At 40.5% G+C, this 16,343-nt stretch carries 15 protein-coding genes; 7 read left to right on the forward strand and 8 right to left on the reverse strand.

The annotated features are described in order from the left end of the window. Window positions 1-207 precede the first annotated feature (207 nt). The 6 genes from ACR30L_RS19615 to ACR30L_RS19640 all read right to left on the reverse strand — a co-directional run bounded on the left by ACR30L_RS19615 (window position 208) and on the right by ACR30L_RS19640 (window position 7,693). Complete coding sequence (locus ACR30L_RS19615) at window positions 208-2,289, reverse strand: molybdopterin oxidoreductase family protein (protein WP_435235915.1); 2,082 nt, start codon at window positions 2,287-2,289, stop codon at window positions 208-210. Window positions 2,290-2,477: 188 nt separating this feature from the next. Continuing rightward, on the reverse strand, window positions 2,478-2,717 hold the full coding sequence (locus ACR30L_RS19620) for an SAM-dependent methyltransferase (RefSeq protein ID WP_435237929.1): 240 nt from the start codon (window positions 2,715-2,717) through the stop codon (window positions 2,478-2,480). Window positions 2,718-3,061: 344 nt separating this feature from the next. Beyond that, window positions 3,062-3,685 carry a response regulator gene (locus ACR30L_RS19625; RefSeq protein WP_435235916.1) on the reverse strand — a complete coding sequence of 208 codons (624 nt, stop codon included), beginning with the start codon at window positions 3,683-3,685 and terminating at the stop codon, window positions 3,062-3,064. Continuing rightward, window positions 3,672-5,396 (reverse strand): nitrate/nitrite two-component system sensor histidine kinase NarQ, encoded by a 1,725-nt coding sequence (narQ, locus tag ACR30L_RS19630; protein ID WP_435235917.1) that lies wholly within the window; start codon window positions 5,394-5,396, stop codon window positions 3,672-3,674. The genes ACR30L_RS19625 and narQ overlap by 14 nt, the downstream gene beginning before the upstream one ends. Before the next feature lie 238 nt (window positions 5,397-5,634). After that, a complete protein-coding gene (locus tag ACR30L_RS19635; protein ID WP_435235918.1) occupies window positions 5,635-6,498 on the reverse strand; it encodes a YicC/YloC family endoribonuclease in 864 nt (287 codons plus the stop codon). 364 nt (window positions 6,499-6,862) lie between these two features. Then, window positions 6,863-7,693: an HDOD domain-containing protein gene (locus ACR30L_RS19640; protein WP_435235919.1), complete on the reverse strand. Its 831-nt coding sequence runs from the start codon at window positions 7,691-7,693 to the stop codon at window positions 6,863-6,865. Window positions 7,694-7,958: 265 nt separating this feature from the next. On the opposite strand from ACR30L_RS19640, the gene ACR30L_RS19645 reads away from it, so the two are divergent. From ACR30L_RS19645 to ACR30L_RS19660, 4 genes are all read left to right on the forward strand, one after another. Further along, window positions 7,959-8,183, forward strand: coding sequence for a DUF1289 domain-containing protein (locus ACR30L_RS19645; RefSeq protein WP_435235920.1), 225 nt, complete (start codon window positions 7,959-7,961; stop codon window positions 8,181-8,183). After that, on the forward strand, window positions 8,183-8,524 hold the full coding sequence (locus ACR30L_RS19650) for a DUF2956 domain-containing protein (RefSeq protein WP_435235921.1): 342 nt from the start codon (window positions 8,183-8,185) through the stop codon (window positions 8,522-8,524). Before ACR30L_RS19645 ends, ACR30L_RS19650 begins: the two co-directional genes overlap by 1 nt. Before the next feature lie 14 nt (window positions 8,525-8,538). Then, window positions 8,539-9,270 (forward strand): 4-hydroxy-tetrahydrodipicolinate reductase, encoded by a 732-nt coding sequence (gene dapB, locus ACR30L_RS19655; protein ID WP_435235922.1) that lies wholly within the window; start codon window positions 8,539-8,541, stop codon window positions 9,268-9,270. Between the two features lie 90 nt (window positions 9,271-9,360). Then, window positions 9,361-10,266, forward strand: coding sequence for a VanZ family protein (locus ACR30L_RS19660; protein WP_435235923.1), 906 nt, complete (start codon window positions 9,361-9,363; stop codon window positions 10,264-10,266). Between the two features lies 1 nt (window position 10,267). On the opposite strand, the gene ACR30L_RS19665 is transcribed toward ACR30L_RS19660, so the two are convergent. Then, entirely contained in the window at window positions 10,268-10,783 is a 516-nt protein-coding gene (locus ACR30L_RS19665; RefSeq protein ID WP_435235924.1) for a GNAT family N-acetyltransferase, read from the reverse strand. Between the two features lie 196 nt (window positions 10,784-10,979). Between ACR30L_RS19665 and ACR30L_RS19670 the strand changes: the two genes are divergently transcribed. The 3 genes from ACR30L_RS19670 to ACR30L_RS19680 all read left to right on the forward strand — a co-directional run bounded on the left by ACR30L_RS19670 (window position 10,980) and on the right by ACR30L_RS19680 (window position 14,163). Then, window positions 10,980-12,251, forward strand: coding sequence for an O-acetylhomoserine aminocarboxypropyltransferase/cysteine synthase family protein (locus ACR30L_RS19670; protein ID WP_435235925.1), 1,272 nt, complete (start codon window positions 10,980-10,982; stop codon window positions 12,249-12,251). A 117-nt stretch (window positions 12,252-12,368) separates the two neighbouring features. After that, entirely contained in the window at window positions 12,369-13,913 is a 1,545-nt protein-coding gene (locus ACR30L_RS19675) for a methyl-accepting chemotaxis protein (protein WP_435235926.1), read from the forward strand. A gap of 25 nt (window positions 13,914-13,938) precedes the next feature. Beyond that, entirely contained in the window at window positions 13,939-14,163 is a 225-nt protein-coding gene (locus ACR30L_RS19680; RefSeq protein WP_435235927.1) for a DUF3820 family protein, read from the forward strand. A gap of 1 nt (window position 14,164) precedes the next feature. On the opposite strand, the gene ACR30L_RS19685 is transcribed toward ACR30L_RS19680, so the two are convergent. Beyond that, complete coding sequence (locus ACR30L_RS19685; RefSeq protein ID WP_435235928.1) at window positions 14,165-16,324, reverse strand: protein-disulfide reductase DsbD family protein; 2,160 nt, start codon at window positions 16,322-16,324, stop codon at window positions 14,165-14,167. Window positions 16,325-16,343 lie beyond the last annotated feature (19 nt).

The raw sequence follows: 16,343 nt of genomic DNA on the forward strand, positions 1-16,343 counted from the left end.
TTTTACCTATTTCCAAAATTTTTAAATACTGTTAAATGCCAATGCACTTAATTCAGGTAAACATAGAAACTTCCAACAGTGCACCACACAAATCATTAATGGGTTACGACCCATCAGTCATTTTCTCTGTGTTGTGCGCAGCACCTCTGTGTCCTCTGTGGTAAACCACCTAAATCATCTACATAAGCATGTATTGTTAATTCACTATCAAACCAGCTTCTCGATATTAACCGGTGCATATTTATATGATGGCTCCTTGGAATAAGGGTCATAGATAGAAAGCGTGAGGTTGTTGGTCTCAATATAGTGGATCGGGGCATAGAGTTGATCCATCGGGACATCTTCAGTCAGTATTGCAATAAATTCGCTGCTTTGTCCGTTTATCGAGCTCACCTTTATATTATCTTTGCTTTGGATATCGAGTTTATTGCCAAGCTCGTTAGAAAGGTAGATATAAGCGTCTTCAGAGGTCGCATCGTTTACCCGCGTTATCTCTTTGCTTCTTGTCTGGGTATGCCATTGACCTACGGTGCCCCTGCCGGTATTAAGGATATAAGGGAACTGATCATTGACCGGTACCGGATTATCGACAACATCTTCAAACATAAACTTGGCTTTTTTATTCGGCGTGTAGAACTGATTATCTTCGTATAGCCTTCTTTCCGCCTTAGCGTCGCTGTGTGTCTGCCCTGCTTTGAATGGCCACTGTGCGCCATATCCTTCATCAAGCAGCGCATAGTTCACACCAGTAAAGTCACAGGGCGAATCTTGGGTGGCTTTGGCCATTAGGTTAAATACATTTTCTGGGGTTTCCCATCCTTTAAGAAGATCGCCCATGCCAAGCGCCTTACCTATGTTGTAGATCACCTCAAAGTCGCATTTCTGTTTTTCGGTTCTAGGAAGCACTGGATTTACCTTGGAGATCCTGCGCTCGGTATTAATAATTGTTCCCTCTTTTTGTAACCCAGAAACCACTGGCAGGAAGAGATCCGCCATCTCAGAGCTATCGGTATTATCGTAAAGATCCTGAACAACAAAGAATTCCAATTTTTTTAATGCTTCGGCAAACTGTGAGTTATTCGCCCAGGAGTGTCTTGGGTTAGTACATAAAATCCACAGTGCTTTGATCTCGCCGCTGATGATCTTTTCAATAATCTGGTTATAGGCGATAGTCGGCGCAGTCGGGAAGATACTCGGATCGCATCCTAGGGCATTACCGACCTTTTCTCTCTGCGCTTGATTAGCATAGTCTCCACCACCATATAAGCCCGTGGTGTTGCTGAATAGTCTAGATCCCATAGCATTACATTGGCCGGTTAATGAGTTAGCACCCGTTCCCGGTCTACCAATATTGCCTGTCATCAATGCTAGGTTGATAATACTTTGTGCCGTTCTTACCGCTTGGAATCCATGGTTGACTCCCATCGTCCACCAGAAAGAAACATTCTCTCCCTGATGGATAAGCTCAGCCAGTTTTTCTACCTGTGCTGCCGTTATTCCCGTTGTTTCCTCTATTGTTTCTAATGTATATCCCTTAACCTGCTCAACAAATCCAGCAAAGTTTTCAGTGTACTTGTCAATATAGCTATTATCGATCCAACCTTTTTGGATAAGCAGATTGGCCAGAGTATACATAAAAGTGATATCTGTTTTCGGCTTGATAGGGTAATGGTAGTCAGAGCGCTTGGCCGTCTCACTTTTTCTCGGGTCTAGGGTAATAATGGTCTTATTGGTGTTTTTTCTGACCCGATCCCAAACGATAGGCTGGGCGACAATCGGGTTTGCACCGATAAAGATAATCACATCGGATAGCTCTAGATCATCCAATGTATAAGGAGGCGCATCAAATCCAAAACTTTGTTTGTGCGCCACCACTGATGTTGCCATACACAATCTGGTATTGCCGTCTAGGTAACCACCGATATGATTTCTGACAACATGGCCAGCCAGTGCCATTTCTTCAAGTGTCAGCTGACCCGTACTGATACCCGCAACACTTTCCGGACCATGTTTTGCAACGATATCCTGAAGCCTTTCTGCCATTGTCGAGTAGGCTTTATCCCAGGTAATCGTTTCCTTATTGCCATTCTTATCTTTTAATAGTGGCTCTAATGGAAAGTCCTGCGAGGTTAATTGTTTGCTAAGACTCAATCCTTTAATACAGCTAAATTTTTTATTTACCGGGTATTTCTTACTGGGTATTACCTTCCTTATTTCACCATCTTCAACAAAGAAATCCATATTGCATGCGATGGAGCAGTAGTTACAGGTAGATTGAATCTTTTTCATCTAGTTCTCTCTTATAATTTTGTTTCAAATATTTTTAATAGCTTTGTTAAATCTGTTTAATGCTTAATTATCGGGTTGAGAAAACCACTTCAACGTATCGTGCAGCTGTGATGCTTTTTCTATGGTAGCGGTTGATGTATTGTCCGAGCCTTAATTGCTCATTGATATACCCGCTCTGTTTAAGGCCCCTATAGAGCACCAGAGTGTGATTTGTCTGTACCAGAGATAACCAGCACAGATAGTCTCCATCTTGCTTGATATGTCCGGTAATAAACTGTTCCCCTGTGAATAACCTCTATGGTCAGTGGGATCTCGGCGTAAGCCATCACACCAGATGCAGTCGTAATACCTAGCACTATTTCTGCGCGGATGTGCTGCTTTGCTAGGTATTCAACCTCTTCACAGCCTCGACTAAAAAATAAAGGGATCGGCTGCCTTGGTTACCAAAGGTAAATAATGTATTTTTAGTGAAGAAACTGATTTGAATCTTGATTTAAATCAGTTTTGAATAGAAATACCCCTAAAGGGGTAGGTGGGGGAATCACAATATTAAACAGTATATATTTGAACTAACAGGTGATTTACTCTTTTTATCCGCAAACGGGGTCTTGCAGGTTTTTACTAAGAACAATAGTTTTGTAGATGCTGCTTCATCAACTCAGCTTTAGCTACACCAATATAATCAGCTTGATAGACCATCACTCCGTTTCTGAGAATCAAAGTCAGATACATTTTAGTAGACCAATTCAGGCAATTGCCGGAGGAAATCGCTTTAATTCTTCTTTTCTAGATAAAGCACAGTCGCCGCAATTCTGGATTTTACTTTCAGCTTTTTCAATAAGCTTTTGATATGTACTTTGACGGTAGATTCTGAAATAAATAACCGGTCGGCTATCTGACGATTACTCAGTCCCAGAGAGAGCTCCCCAAGTACCTGCGCTTCGCGCTCGGTCAGACTACTGAAAAAATCCTCCTCTTCACCTTCCCGGTCAAGTGTTTCCTGTACGAGCTTGCTGTACGCATTGCCGCCTGTCATCGCCTGCTTAATCAGCTGGATCAGCTCATCAGGATCGGTATCTTTGAGCAGGTATCCGTCTGCACCCGCTGCTATCAGAGTTCGGATATCCTTGCTGCTGTCTGATACGGTCAGAATGATCACTGTTGCAGTAATACCTTCCTCCCTAAGGGCTTTTAATGTATCTAGCCCAGACATCCCCTTCATATTCAAATCCAGCAAGATCATATCTGGTTCATTTTGGCAGGCATAGGCAACAGCATCCGCACCATTATTAGCCTCGCCGACAACACTAAACTCCTCTTCAAAGGAGAGCAGTTGATTGATGCCTCGGCGCATAAGAGGGTGATCGTCCACAATTAGTACATTACACTTGTTCATTATTATCTCTTTCTTGCTTTAATTTTTGTATCGGGAAACATAACTGCACCTGGCAGCCACCAGATCCAGTTCTGTTGACCGTGACCTGACCTTCCAGTCGCTCTGCCCTTTCTGTAATGATACTCAGGCCGTAGTGATTAGGCTTTGATATTTCGGCACAGAAACCAATACCGTTATCAATAATAGTCACACTGGCTGATTGATCATTTTGTATGCAACTAACGGTGATTTGAGAAGCTTGAGCATGTTTAATCGCATTAATAACCGCTTCGCGAATGATCTGCAGGACATGCACCTGATGATTAGCCCTAAGTGCAACAGAGGAGAGTTGGTTATCTAAAACTAATTTTGCAGATGTTTGCTCACCCAGAGAGTCGAGTAATTCTTTCAGTGCCTCACCAAAATTAGCATTATCGATAGTAAGCCGGAAGGTACTAATAAGCTCGCGTAGCTGTGTGTAGGTGGCATTAAGCTGCTCTTGGATCTCTTTGGCTGTAATCTTTGACTGGTCGATATCGAGCTTGGCTAGGCTACGGTTCAGTAATGTAAGCTGAATTTTCAGGTAAGAGAGTGATTGTGCAATAGAGTCATGAAGCTCTCGGGCGATAGTTGCTCTTTCTTCCATAAGCAGCAATTGTTGTGTCTGTTTTTGTGATAGGTTGTAATAGATCCCCAAGGAAATTATTTTACTAACATTGCTGATAAGCTCATTATCCGCGAAAGGGGGAGTAACTTGCCATTCAAGGTGACCAAATATTTCACTATCCAAATACAAAAGTTCCTGATTCCACTCCTTCGATAAAGATGGTTCACCTACATCAATATTCCACCCAGCCCCCTGCTCTTCAACGACTACTAGTCTAATCGCTGTTAGTCCATCAGTAACCAGCAATCGGTTAAGAATATTACGGAAAGTATCCTCATCTAAATAACTAGCAGAAAGTTCTTGGGAGCAACCGTAAAGTGTTTCCAGAGAAGCGTTGGCGTGTTTCAACTTGCCGGTTTTTTCCTGAACTTTATGTTCTAGGCCTGAATATAGTTTTTCCAGCTCAGAAGCCATATTATTAAATACATTAGCTAAAATACCGAGTTCATTTTGCATACCATCTGTTAGCTGGATCCGGAAGTTTCCCCCCTGAACTTGCTTACTTGCAGCCACTAATTGGGTTAAAGGGAAAACAACTTTCTTCTGAATATAAAAAATACAGTAGAAAGCAATCAGTGCAATAAGGGTAAAGCCAAGACCATAGGACAAGGTCAGTAACAATAGTTTGCGCTCTGAGAATTCCTGCAGCTCGAACACAAACTGGTCTATCTGATTAACAAAGTCAGCCACATTTTCAATATAAACTCGTTTATGATCAGACTGTAGCGCTGGTTGTAGCTCCTGCCAGCGCTGAATCAAATTATGGTACTTATCGATCAGCGACTGTGGCGTTATCCAACTATCAATAGACTTCAGAGAGGCGGCATCCATCGATGTTTGATAACTAGCCAAGTGCTGACTAAACTGCTGCGATCCTGTTTCAATATCATAAGCCAGTCGATAGCTTTGCATTCGTAATGAACCGGCAACATTAATTGCCCCTGCGTCATCCAAACTGGAAAATAAAGTGAAAATAGCACCTCCGCCCGTCGTTATAGATAACAGCAGTATAAAGAACATCGAACGCGCGATGGTTGTTGTCACTGATACTTGAGGTTTATACACACTTTTCCTTTATTATTAGCAGCGCTTACTGAACTAATTTTCTACTTGATACCTAGAATATGGTCACATCTCAGCTTGCTGATTTGTGCATCTTGATTGGCAATGGGTATTTTGCTGGAGAAACTACGGAATCGATTACCAATCAGGAGGGAATATAACAATTATATTAATAATTGAGAAAGTGTCCTCCCGATTTTCGGGAGAAACCAATCATAATAAACAGTAATTTATTTAACAATTATTCGATATTTTGAACTTGCTCCCGCATTTGTTCGATTAACACCTTGCATTCAACGGCTGCAGCGGTGATTTCGCTATTGATCACTTTCGAGCCCAATGTATTGGCTTCACGGTTAAATTCTTGCATCATAAAGTCTAAACGACGTCCGATTGGACCGCCCTTTGCTAATACTTTACGGGCTTCTGAGATATGAGAATCTAAACGATCGAGTTCTTCTGCCACATCGGTTTTTTGGGCAAGTAACACCAGTTCTTGTTCAACTCGGGTACTGTCTAGGTCTACTTTAGCATCTTCAAATTTTTTCAAAATACGCGATTTTTGCCACACTTGTACTTCTGGCATAGATAAACGAACCTTACTCGCCTGTTCACCAATAGCGACTAAACGTTGCTCGATAAAGACACCAAGATTTGCACCTTCCGCTGCGCGCGCTTCAATAAATTCATTAACAGTTTGTTCAAAACCGGCCATCAGCTCAACGGTAATCGCATCAACATCTTGCTCTGGCGTTTTCATAACGCCAGGCCATGCTAAAACATCAATGGGGTTTAAGGAGCCTGTACCGGCACGATCGATAACCCATTGTGCATTTTGAATAAGCTGTCCGGCTAATTCTTGGTCCATATGCAATGCGTTATCGTTGCGACTACTCGCATCAAAACGTAGGCTACATTCGATTTTTCCACGTTGTAGGCGCTTACGGAATGTTTCTTTTAATTTAGTTTCAAGACCACGAAATTGTTCTGGTAAACGAAAGTAGGTTTCTAAGTAGCGTTGATTTACTGATCGTATTTCCCATACCGCCGTACCCCAATCACCTTTTAATTGCTTACGTGCAAATGCCGTCATACTGTAAATCATAATCACCTCTTTTAATTTGAGCGCTTAGTATAACTGAGATAAGCGCAAACATGCTACGTTAGCACACTATTATTGAACCTTATTTATACCTGAAATCTCTTATCACGGACAATGCATCTAATTCACTGAAAATCTGTCTATTCGTCTGATATTAAATAAATAATAATAAACTTGCTTCACTTATCCCCATGACCAATCAAGATGCATTTATTAGCCTCTCAGATAACAATGGGTATATTATAGCTTAGTGATTTTTGTATTTTGCAAGGTCGCGGGAATATAGTGTTTAAGTGAGAAGATATGTTATGTATTCTCAGGTTAGAAAATACACAACATATATAAATTTAACCTTGTCTGACCGGTATTAATTAGCGATTAAACGCCCTAGTTCTTCACCTGCTTCAATCAGTCCTGCAAACTCTTCCACCAAACCGTCTTTGTTTAGGTTCAGATAATCAGTGAGCAACGGTGGGAAACGGGCAACAATCATTTCAGCGGGTAAATTAGCTCCCCATGCAAAACCGGAGAAGACAGCTAGACGAATTAAAATCGCTTCTTTTGAAGGGTTTTCATAGGACAAGGGATCAAGTTGTTGTTCAATAGCATCACAAAATACCGCTGAAAAGTTCCAGTGTTTGGCTAGCTCAGCGCCAACTTGCGTGTAGTCAAATCCAAAGGTTTCTCGTTGAGCAGATAAACGTGGCTCCCCCATTTCGATGGCCATATCAATCAAAGAACATTCCTGTGGTTTCAATATTTGCAGTAATAATTCCCCGATACTATGCATCATTGCACAGGTAAATGCAGTTTCTTGATTAAGTTTACAATGTCTTGCTAATGCTTTTGCAATATTGGCAGTGGTGAAGGTATCTTGCCAAAATTTGTTTTTATCAAACCCAGGGGTTTCAGGAAATACATTAGAAATAGTGGCTGCAACCACAATGCTACGCACTTGATTAAAGCCTAAACGGATAACGGCCTGTGTGATTGACTCGACTTCTTTACCACGACGGTAAGCCGTTGAGTTTGCCATGCGGATAACCTTGGCACTAATTGCCTGATCCATGCCTATTTTTTTAGCTATTTCTTCAACTTGTACATCTTCATCGGAAAAGCTTTCCATTAACTCCAGTAATAGAATAGGTAAAACCGGTAATTGTTTTACGTTACTAAATAGCTGCGAAAGCTCACTCATTGGACATTCCTTTAATAATTAATAATATTCATGCTAAGCAGAAGGTATAAAGATAGATAATAGGTCTTTTATGCAAATAAAATCAATAACCGACAAAAGCTTTAGTGAAACAGCGCAAATTGTAGACTATTTATGTGCTGAGTTTGTTCAGTCTGGTTATTTTTTAATATTTTGTGCGAACGTATTTATGGTTGTTAAAGTCAGGTGGGAAGATATAATAAATTGTTTCACTATATAAACGCTTTAACTTCACAAGGATTTAACAATGAAATTTAGTCCCTGTACCGATCAATGCACAAGCGATGGCACCCATTGTCGTGGGTGTGGCCGTAGTCATAATGAAATTAGAGATACCAAAGCTTTAGTGCAAAAAGTGGTCGCACATATGCATGATTATGACTATGAAGATCCTGAAAACTTCCTCTCGACGCTGAATAGAAAATCGCTCAAACAACTCGACAGAATTCAAAGCATGAAGTGTAAAAAATAATGGCTAAACATAAAACTGACGTTTCCCAAGAAACTCAAAATGAAGCGATGCAAATTGCCAAAAAAACACAGAAACAAGGCCAAACCAAAGAGCAAACCCGTTTAATTGCTCAGGGCATTCAAAAAGGCATTGCTGAATACAAAAAAACAATCAAAAGCAAACAACGACAAGCAGATAAAGCCAAGAAGAAACACCACAAACAGACCACCGAAAACGAACAACCGGTCGCGGAAACTCAACCTACCGAACCAACTCAAAAAAGCACGGTATTGCCTTGGAGCTTGCTCATTATCAGTTGGTTAGGTTTTGCAGCTTATCTCGCTAGTCACATGAATCAATAAACAAAGGAAGCAACATGATTAAAGTTATCGTAAACGGCGCGAAAGGTCGTATGGGCAGTGAAGCAGTCAACGCAGTTAATAAAGATGAAGCGTTACAACTTGTTGGTGAATGTGATTTCGGTGATGATCTTGCTGCTTTAATCAAACAAACTGGCGCACAAGTGGTTGTTGATTTAACAGCTGCATCGGCAGGATTTAATAATACCCAAACGATTTTAAATGCAGGCGCATGCCCTGTAATTGGCACCAGTGGCTTCCAAGTTGAGCAAGTAAAAGAGTTACAAGCATTAGCTGCGGAAAAACAACTAGGTGGTTTGATTGCTCCTAACTTTTCAATTGGCGCAGTATTAATGATGAAGTTTTCGGCAGAAGCTGCGAAATACCTACCCGATGCCGAAGTCATTGAAGCACATAGTCCACAAAAAGAAGAAAGCCCTTCAGGTACGGGTATTCGCACTGCAGAACTAATTGCAGCCGCTCGTACACAAGCAACCACACCTTGTAGCGATAAAGAATTAATTGAAGGAGCTCGCGGTGCTGAATTACATGGCGTGAAGCTACATTCAGTACGTTTGCCTGGTGTTGTGGCACAACAAACGGTCTTTTTTGGTGGATTAAGTGAAACATTAAAAATTGAACATAATTCTCAACATCGTGAATCGTTTATGCCCGGTATCTGTTTAGCATGTAAAGAGGTGGTTAAACATAGCGAACTTGTTTATGGCCTTGAACATCTAATGAATTAACCTTTACTATCACTCAACGCTGGCACTGTCAGCGTTGTTCATTGCCCTATTCATTTATCCCTCTCTCCTTTCCTTTATGTTAGGCCTTGTATGCTTAAAAAAATTATTTTTTCTATCATTGGCTTAATTTGCTTTTCATTACTCTTTATCGATATCGGCAACTTAATTTCAGAAAGAATCATTGATGCATTATGGCCAATTGGTCACGTCACTGTATTTGCTTTTTGGAGTTTTCTTTTATTGCGTTATCAGCCAACCATAAAAACGGCGAGCCTAAACAAGCAATTCATTTTATTAACTTTATTCTGCTTTTCCTTGGGTATTACCATCGAGCTTATTCAACCTTTTTTCGGACGTTCTCGAGAAGTTGGTGATGTGTTTATGAACTATGTAGGCGTGCTATTAAGCATCTTCATCGTTAATAGGCATCGCATTCATTGGGGATTCAAATTCGCTTATATAAGTTTATTCGGTTATCTGTTACTGCCTTCTGCACTGACTCTTTTTGATGAAGCTAAACTGCGTTATGAATTTCCCGTGCTAGCGTCGTTTCAACAAGATATTGCACTAACCCGTTGGAAGTCTGATCAGCCCTTAAGTCTTGCCTCACCGCTTTCAGAGGGTCATGACATGATGAAAATCACTTTTGTACCACGTCAATACAGCGGGGTTGCATTACGTTATTTTCAAGGTGATTGGGTAAGCTATAAACAGCTAACGATACGTTTTTATAATCCAAACTCAGCTGCGTTGCCTGTCACCCTTATTATGACGGATAAACATTACAATAAAGGGAAACCAAACAGCCAAGATCGCTTTGATAAAGACTTACAAGTTAAACCTGGTTTAAGTCAAATTAAGATCCCCTTAACCACCATCAAAAATGGTGTCGCATTAAGAGATATGGACTTAAGCCAAATGGCTGGCGTCGATTTTTATATGTATGATCTGACGGGTCCCGTGTATTTATACTTAGAAAGTGTGTATCTTGAATAGCTTACAGTATTTTTTTTAAGACTAAATCTGTTTGAATATCACCCGCCATATCAAAGGGATGCTGTCCTATTTCAAAAAATTGATGGTGTTGATAAAACTGTATTGCGCGAAAATTATTTTCCCAAACACCTAACCAAACATAGGCTTTATGGGATTGCTTTGCTAAATCACAAGCAAATTCCATTAGTTCATTGCCTAATCCTTTTCTTAAAAACGTTTTTCGAATATAAAATCGCTCAATCTCAAAAGCATCATCATCGGTAATATCAGTTTGCGCGTTAAATTCATTCACTTTTAAAAAACCAGCAATTTGATCATCAGAATAAATAAAATAAAAGTGACTATTAGGTTGATTAAATTCTGCCGTTAATTTGTCTATATGCAATGCCTCATTGAGATAAGACGCCATTAACGCTTCGCTGTTTGAATCACTAAACGTATCGCGATACGTTTCAATGGCAATCTGTTGTAACTCACCTAATTGTTCACGAGTGCAAGGCTTGATTTGATTAGACATGTTAATTCCAATATTTTGTTAAATAAAAGATGTTCGTATTGCCATTCAATATTCAGCATCTTAATTAGTAATGAGTATTGATGGTTATATCAAATTCACCATTTAAAAGTAACAGGGTAAGATTTAATACTTGTTATTTTATTCATCGCAATGTTAGTTTTATGGTTCACTCTTATACAAATTGTTAGAGGCAATAATGAAATTAGAATCACTTGCGTTACATCATGGCTATAAATCAGAAGAAACAACCAAAGCAGCTGCAGTTCCTATCTATCAAACAACCTCTTATACCTTTGATAATACCCAACACGGCGCGGATCTATTTGATTTAAAAGTGCCCGGAAATATTTACACCCGTATAATGAACCCAACCACCGATGTACTTGAGCAACGTGTTGCGGCAATGGAAGGCGGTATAGCAGCAGTTGCCGTTGCATCGGGTATGGCAGCGATCACTTATGCGCTTCAATGTATCTGTGAAGTGGGCACAAATATTGTCAGTACCAGCCAACTTTATGGCGGAACCTATAACCTATTTGCACATGCTTTTCCAAAACAAGGCATTGAAACGCGCATGGTATCCTTTGATGATTTCCAAGGGTTTGAAGACGCGATTGATGAAAACACGCGCGCTGTATTCTGTGAATCAATCGGTAACCCTGCCGGTAACATTGTTGATATTCAAAAACTGGCAGATATTGCCCACAAACACGGTGTACCATTAATCGTCGATAACACAGTTGCAAGCCCAGTTATCTGTCGTCCCTTTGAATTTGGTGCCGATATTGTTGTCCATTCACTGACTAAATATATTGGTGGTCATGGTACGTCAATCGGCGGTGCGATTGTTGATTCAGGCAAGTTCGATTGGGTTGCAAACAAAGAACGTTTTGCCATGCTAAATGAACCTGATCCCGCTTATCACGGTGTGGTTTATACGGAAGCATTAGGTGCTGCTGCTTATATTGGTCGTTGTCGAGTCGCTCCATTACGTAATACCGGCGCAGCGATTTCACCAATGAATTCTTTCCAAATCATGCAAGGGCTAGAAACCCTTTGTCTACGTATGGAACGTCATTGCGAAAATGCAGAAAAACTTGCCGCTTATTTAAATAATCATGACAAAGTAGAGTGGGTTAATTATGCTGCATTGCCAGACAGTCAATATCACGACGTCTGTCAAAAAATCTGTGGCGGAAAAGCATCTGGTTTAATGAGTTTTGGTATTAAAGGCGGTGCTGTGGCAGGCGGTAAATTTATTGATGCACTGCAAATGATCCTACGTTTGGTGAATATTGGTGATGCAAAATCACTGGCTTGCCATCCTGCCTCAACAACTCACCGACAACTTAATCCCGATGAGCTCAAGGCAGCTGGCGTGAGTGAAGAGTTAATCCGCATTTCTGTGGGTATTGAAAATATCGACGATATTATTGCCGATGTTGAACAAGCTTTAGCGGCCATCTAAATAAACGGCTATAAACAAGCAAGAAACCACAAAAAAATGGTGTGTTTCTTGCTTTTAAACTCATCAATAATTACATTTAATCGTTAATGCCATCCACATTTGATTTAGGGAACGAATATGAGTAGAGAGCAATTATTTGATGAGCACGAAATATTATTATCGACAACCGATATAAACAGCAAAATAAAATACGCCAATGACAATTTTTGTAAAATAGCAGGCTATTCGGTCGAAGAATTGACCGGTCAACCCCACAATATGGTTCGACATCCCGACATGCCCAAAGCTGCGTTTGCAGATTTATGGCAATATATTCAGGCTGGTAGTTCGTGGATGGGACCGGTTAAAAATAGTTGCAAAAATGGCAACTATTATTGGGTTAATGCCTTTGTAACGCCAATTAAAGATGAGCATGGAAAAATTCATGAATATCAATCTATTAGAACTAAACCTGACCGAGAAGTTGTCGACCGAGCTGAAAAAACATATCAACAATTAAATGCCGGTAAAACCCCTTTTCCATTACGCTTTAGCGTTGATCTTACGCTTTGGTTCCAATTATTCTTTCTTTGTTCTTTATGCTTTTCATTGTTTATTGCAATAGCCAGTGATGTAAGCCTGTTTATTAGTGTGCCCATGGTGATCATCTCTCTTATCTTTTCTTTTTTATTCTTTAGCTGGCGATTAAAATTTCAAAAGCTAATCCAAGAAGCGAAAACCGTTTTTGATAACCCATTAATGGCCTACCTTTACTCTGGTAATAATAATGCCATCAGCGCCATCACCTTGGCACTCAGAATGCGCAGTGCAGAATTGAAAGCAATTGTTGGGCGTGTCTGCGATGTATCAGATGACGTTATTAAAACCGCAGAGGAATCCGCAGAATGTGGTCGTACCGTTTCATCAACCTTAGCGCAACAGGCGGCAGAAACAGAACATGAAGCAACAGCAATGAACCAAATGTCTTCTACGGTACAAGAGTTATCTCGCGCCGTGGAAACTGCAGCACAAACAGCGCAAAAAGGGTCGGATATTGCAACGCAGGGACATGTTATCGTCGATAAAAATATGACGGCTAATAATAAATTAGCAGAGCAATTACAAGAAGTTAGACATGCCGTTGAACGATTAATTGATGGTAGCAAGTCGATTGAAACAGTATTAAATGAAATTAACGGGATTGCCGATCAAACCAACTTGTTAGCCTTAAATGCAGCCATTGAAGCCGCGAGAGCCGGTGATCATGGCCGTGGGTTTGCCGTCGTTGCAGACGAAGTTCGCGCACTTGCGATGCGTACTCAACAATCCACCAGTGAAATCAACAACTTACTTGCACAATTGCAGTCTGAATCAGAACTTGCCAACAGCGCCATGCACAAGGGTAATTCGCTATCGGATAACTGTGTTCAGCTTTCCCAAAAAACCGGAGAATCGATCGATCAAATTATGGAATCAGTCAGTGAATTAGCCGACTTAAATGCACAAATAGCAACGGCAGTTCAAGAACAGTCAGTGGTTAGTGAAGAAATCAACCGTAACATTGTGACTATTTCAGATATGGCTGGCACTAGTGAACAAAGTAGCCAGCATTCCGTTGAACTTTCAAATAAACTATTAATAAAACTCAAAGAACAACAATCACTGGTCACTCAGTTTCTTTAGGTTAATAATTGAATAAGGTAAAGATGTGTTAAACGATCCTAAACTGCTTAGCGAAGCCATTAATCAAACCATGCCCTTTGGCAAATATGCCGGGCGGAAATTGATTCACCTGCCAGAACCTTATTTAGTTTGGTTTAATAGTAAAGGATTACCGGAAGGCAAGCTTGGAGAACAGCTTGCCTTAATTTACGAAGTGAAATTAAACGGTCTAGAGAAAATGTTAGCACCGTTAATCAAAGACGAGTATTAATCTAATTCAATCCCTTAGCTTGATGAATCGCATCAAGTACCACATCGGAGGTTAAGATAGTTTGTAATGGGATACCTTCCGGTGCATTGGGGCCATAAACAATATTAAATGGCACTGCCACACGACCATAGGATTGTAGATATTCAGTCACCTCTTCCGATGCCGTTGTCCAATCGCCCTTCATCGCAACGACATCATCCTGTTGCAGTCTGCTATAAACAGGATCTTGTAATATCACCCCAATTTTATTGGCTTTACAGGTAATACACCACGCAGCGGTGACATCAACAAAGACGACTTTCCCCTGTTCAACTTCACGGTCAATCGTTGCACGGTTTAATGTTGCCCATTGCAGTTTATCACCCTGTTGTGATTGCATATTGTAATAGCTGAAGGCAGCAGCACTCGCAACGGTTAAGAAGATAGTCACAGCTACGATTCTAAATAATTTTTTCTGTTGTTTTTGAGATAAGAAATACAGGAAAAAGACCGTTAATAACAACGCTAGATACAGTGTTAAGCTAATACCGATAAAGCTAGTTAATAAACTTAATAACCAATAACTTGTCACTAAGACCATTAAGCCAAAAAAGATTTTTAAGCCATTCATCCAATGACCAGGTTTTGGCAGCCATAGGGCCAAGGAAGGAAACAAGGCAATTAATATCCACGGTAGCGCCATGCCTAAGCCAAGTGCAGTAAAGATTATAAATAACTGTAACCCTGAAGCCCCTAACGAAAATGCCACAGCGGTCCCTAAAAATGGTGCACTACAGGGCGTTGCTAATAGCGTTGCAAAGACACCTTGGAAAAAGTGACCGATATAAGAATGGCTTCCCTTAGTTGCCAACCACGTTTGCATATTCACGGGTAACTGAATGGTAAAAATATCTAACATATTAGCCGCAAACAATGCCGTAATAATCACCATAAAACTAATAAAGTAGGGACTTTGGAATTGAATTCCCCAGCCTAATGCTTGTCCTGATAACTTCAATGTTAAGAGGAAGATAGCAAGTAACCAAAAAGAACTTAATATCCCTAATGATGATGCAATAAATTGTTTACGCACCTGACTACGGTCGATGCCTTGTGCTGATAACACCGCACTTAATTTCATACCCAAGACAGGTAAAACACAGGGCATAATATTTAATATTAACCCACCCAGTAACGCGATAAAAAACATAGAGAGTAGCGTTTCTAGATCACCATTTTGTGGAGACTCGCCTAATGTTGTCGGTACTTCGACAGCTAAACCATTATCGGTCACGGTTAAATTTAACGGGTATTTATCTAAGTTAAGTTCATCACCCCATCGCGTTGCGATTATCTTTGCCGTCAAAATATTTTTATTGATCACTATTTCTGGTTTAGAGAAAGTCACATCATGTACGTCTTCCCTCGGTGAATCGACAAAAATATCTGGCGATGCCCAACCTAAATTATTATTCACTTCAAGGGTGAGTGTTTGTGACTTATTATCCCAAGAAGAATTTAAAACGGTAACCGGAAGTTGTTGCTCTGCAGCCGAAGGTTCAAGTTTAATGGGCACTTGCGCCATCGCTTCTCGATAGTCATATAGTATGGCTTCATCGACACTTAACTGCTCGCTAACAAAAGACAGATAAATGGGGTAATCGTGTTGTACACAAATAGTTGTGCAAGAGGAAACCGTTAATATTCCGTTTAAAATTGACGGTTTTGAAGGATCTTTTACATGTATTGTTATTGGAAAATCGACTTCTCCCTTATAACCTAATGTATCCACACCGAGCACGTTATAACGTGTCGGCGCAGGCCAAGACCACACTACATCATCGATATTAGTCGATGAAGAAAAATCAAATACCGGTGCTGCGCCACCATCGCCGGGTGAACGCCAGTAAGTTTTCCAGCCATCCTGTAATGTTAATTGCAACAGGGCATTCACCGTTTTTAAATTTGAACTCTGCTCACCGGTTAATTGCATCTGTAACGAAACAGCAGAGCCAGCAGACACCGGCGCATCTTGGAAATCGAATAAACCACTCGATGTTGATGAACTCGATACTGATGATTGAAAAGGCGACTCTGCAGCGACAGCGTGTTGAGTCATCACCGTTACAGCAAGTAATAGATACAATAAAATAGTGCGAGAATAATAAATTGCGTTATGCACGTTGGCATCTCCAGAACAA

The organism is Psychromonas saccharinae, assembly GCF_051201515.1.
Classification (GTDB): Bacteria; Pseudomonadota; Gammaproteobacteria; order Enterobacterales; family Psychromonadaceae; genus Psychromonas.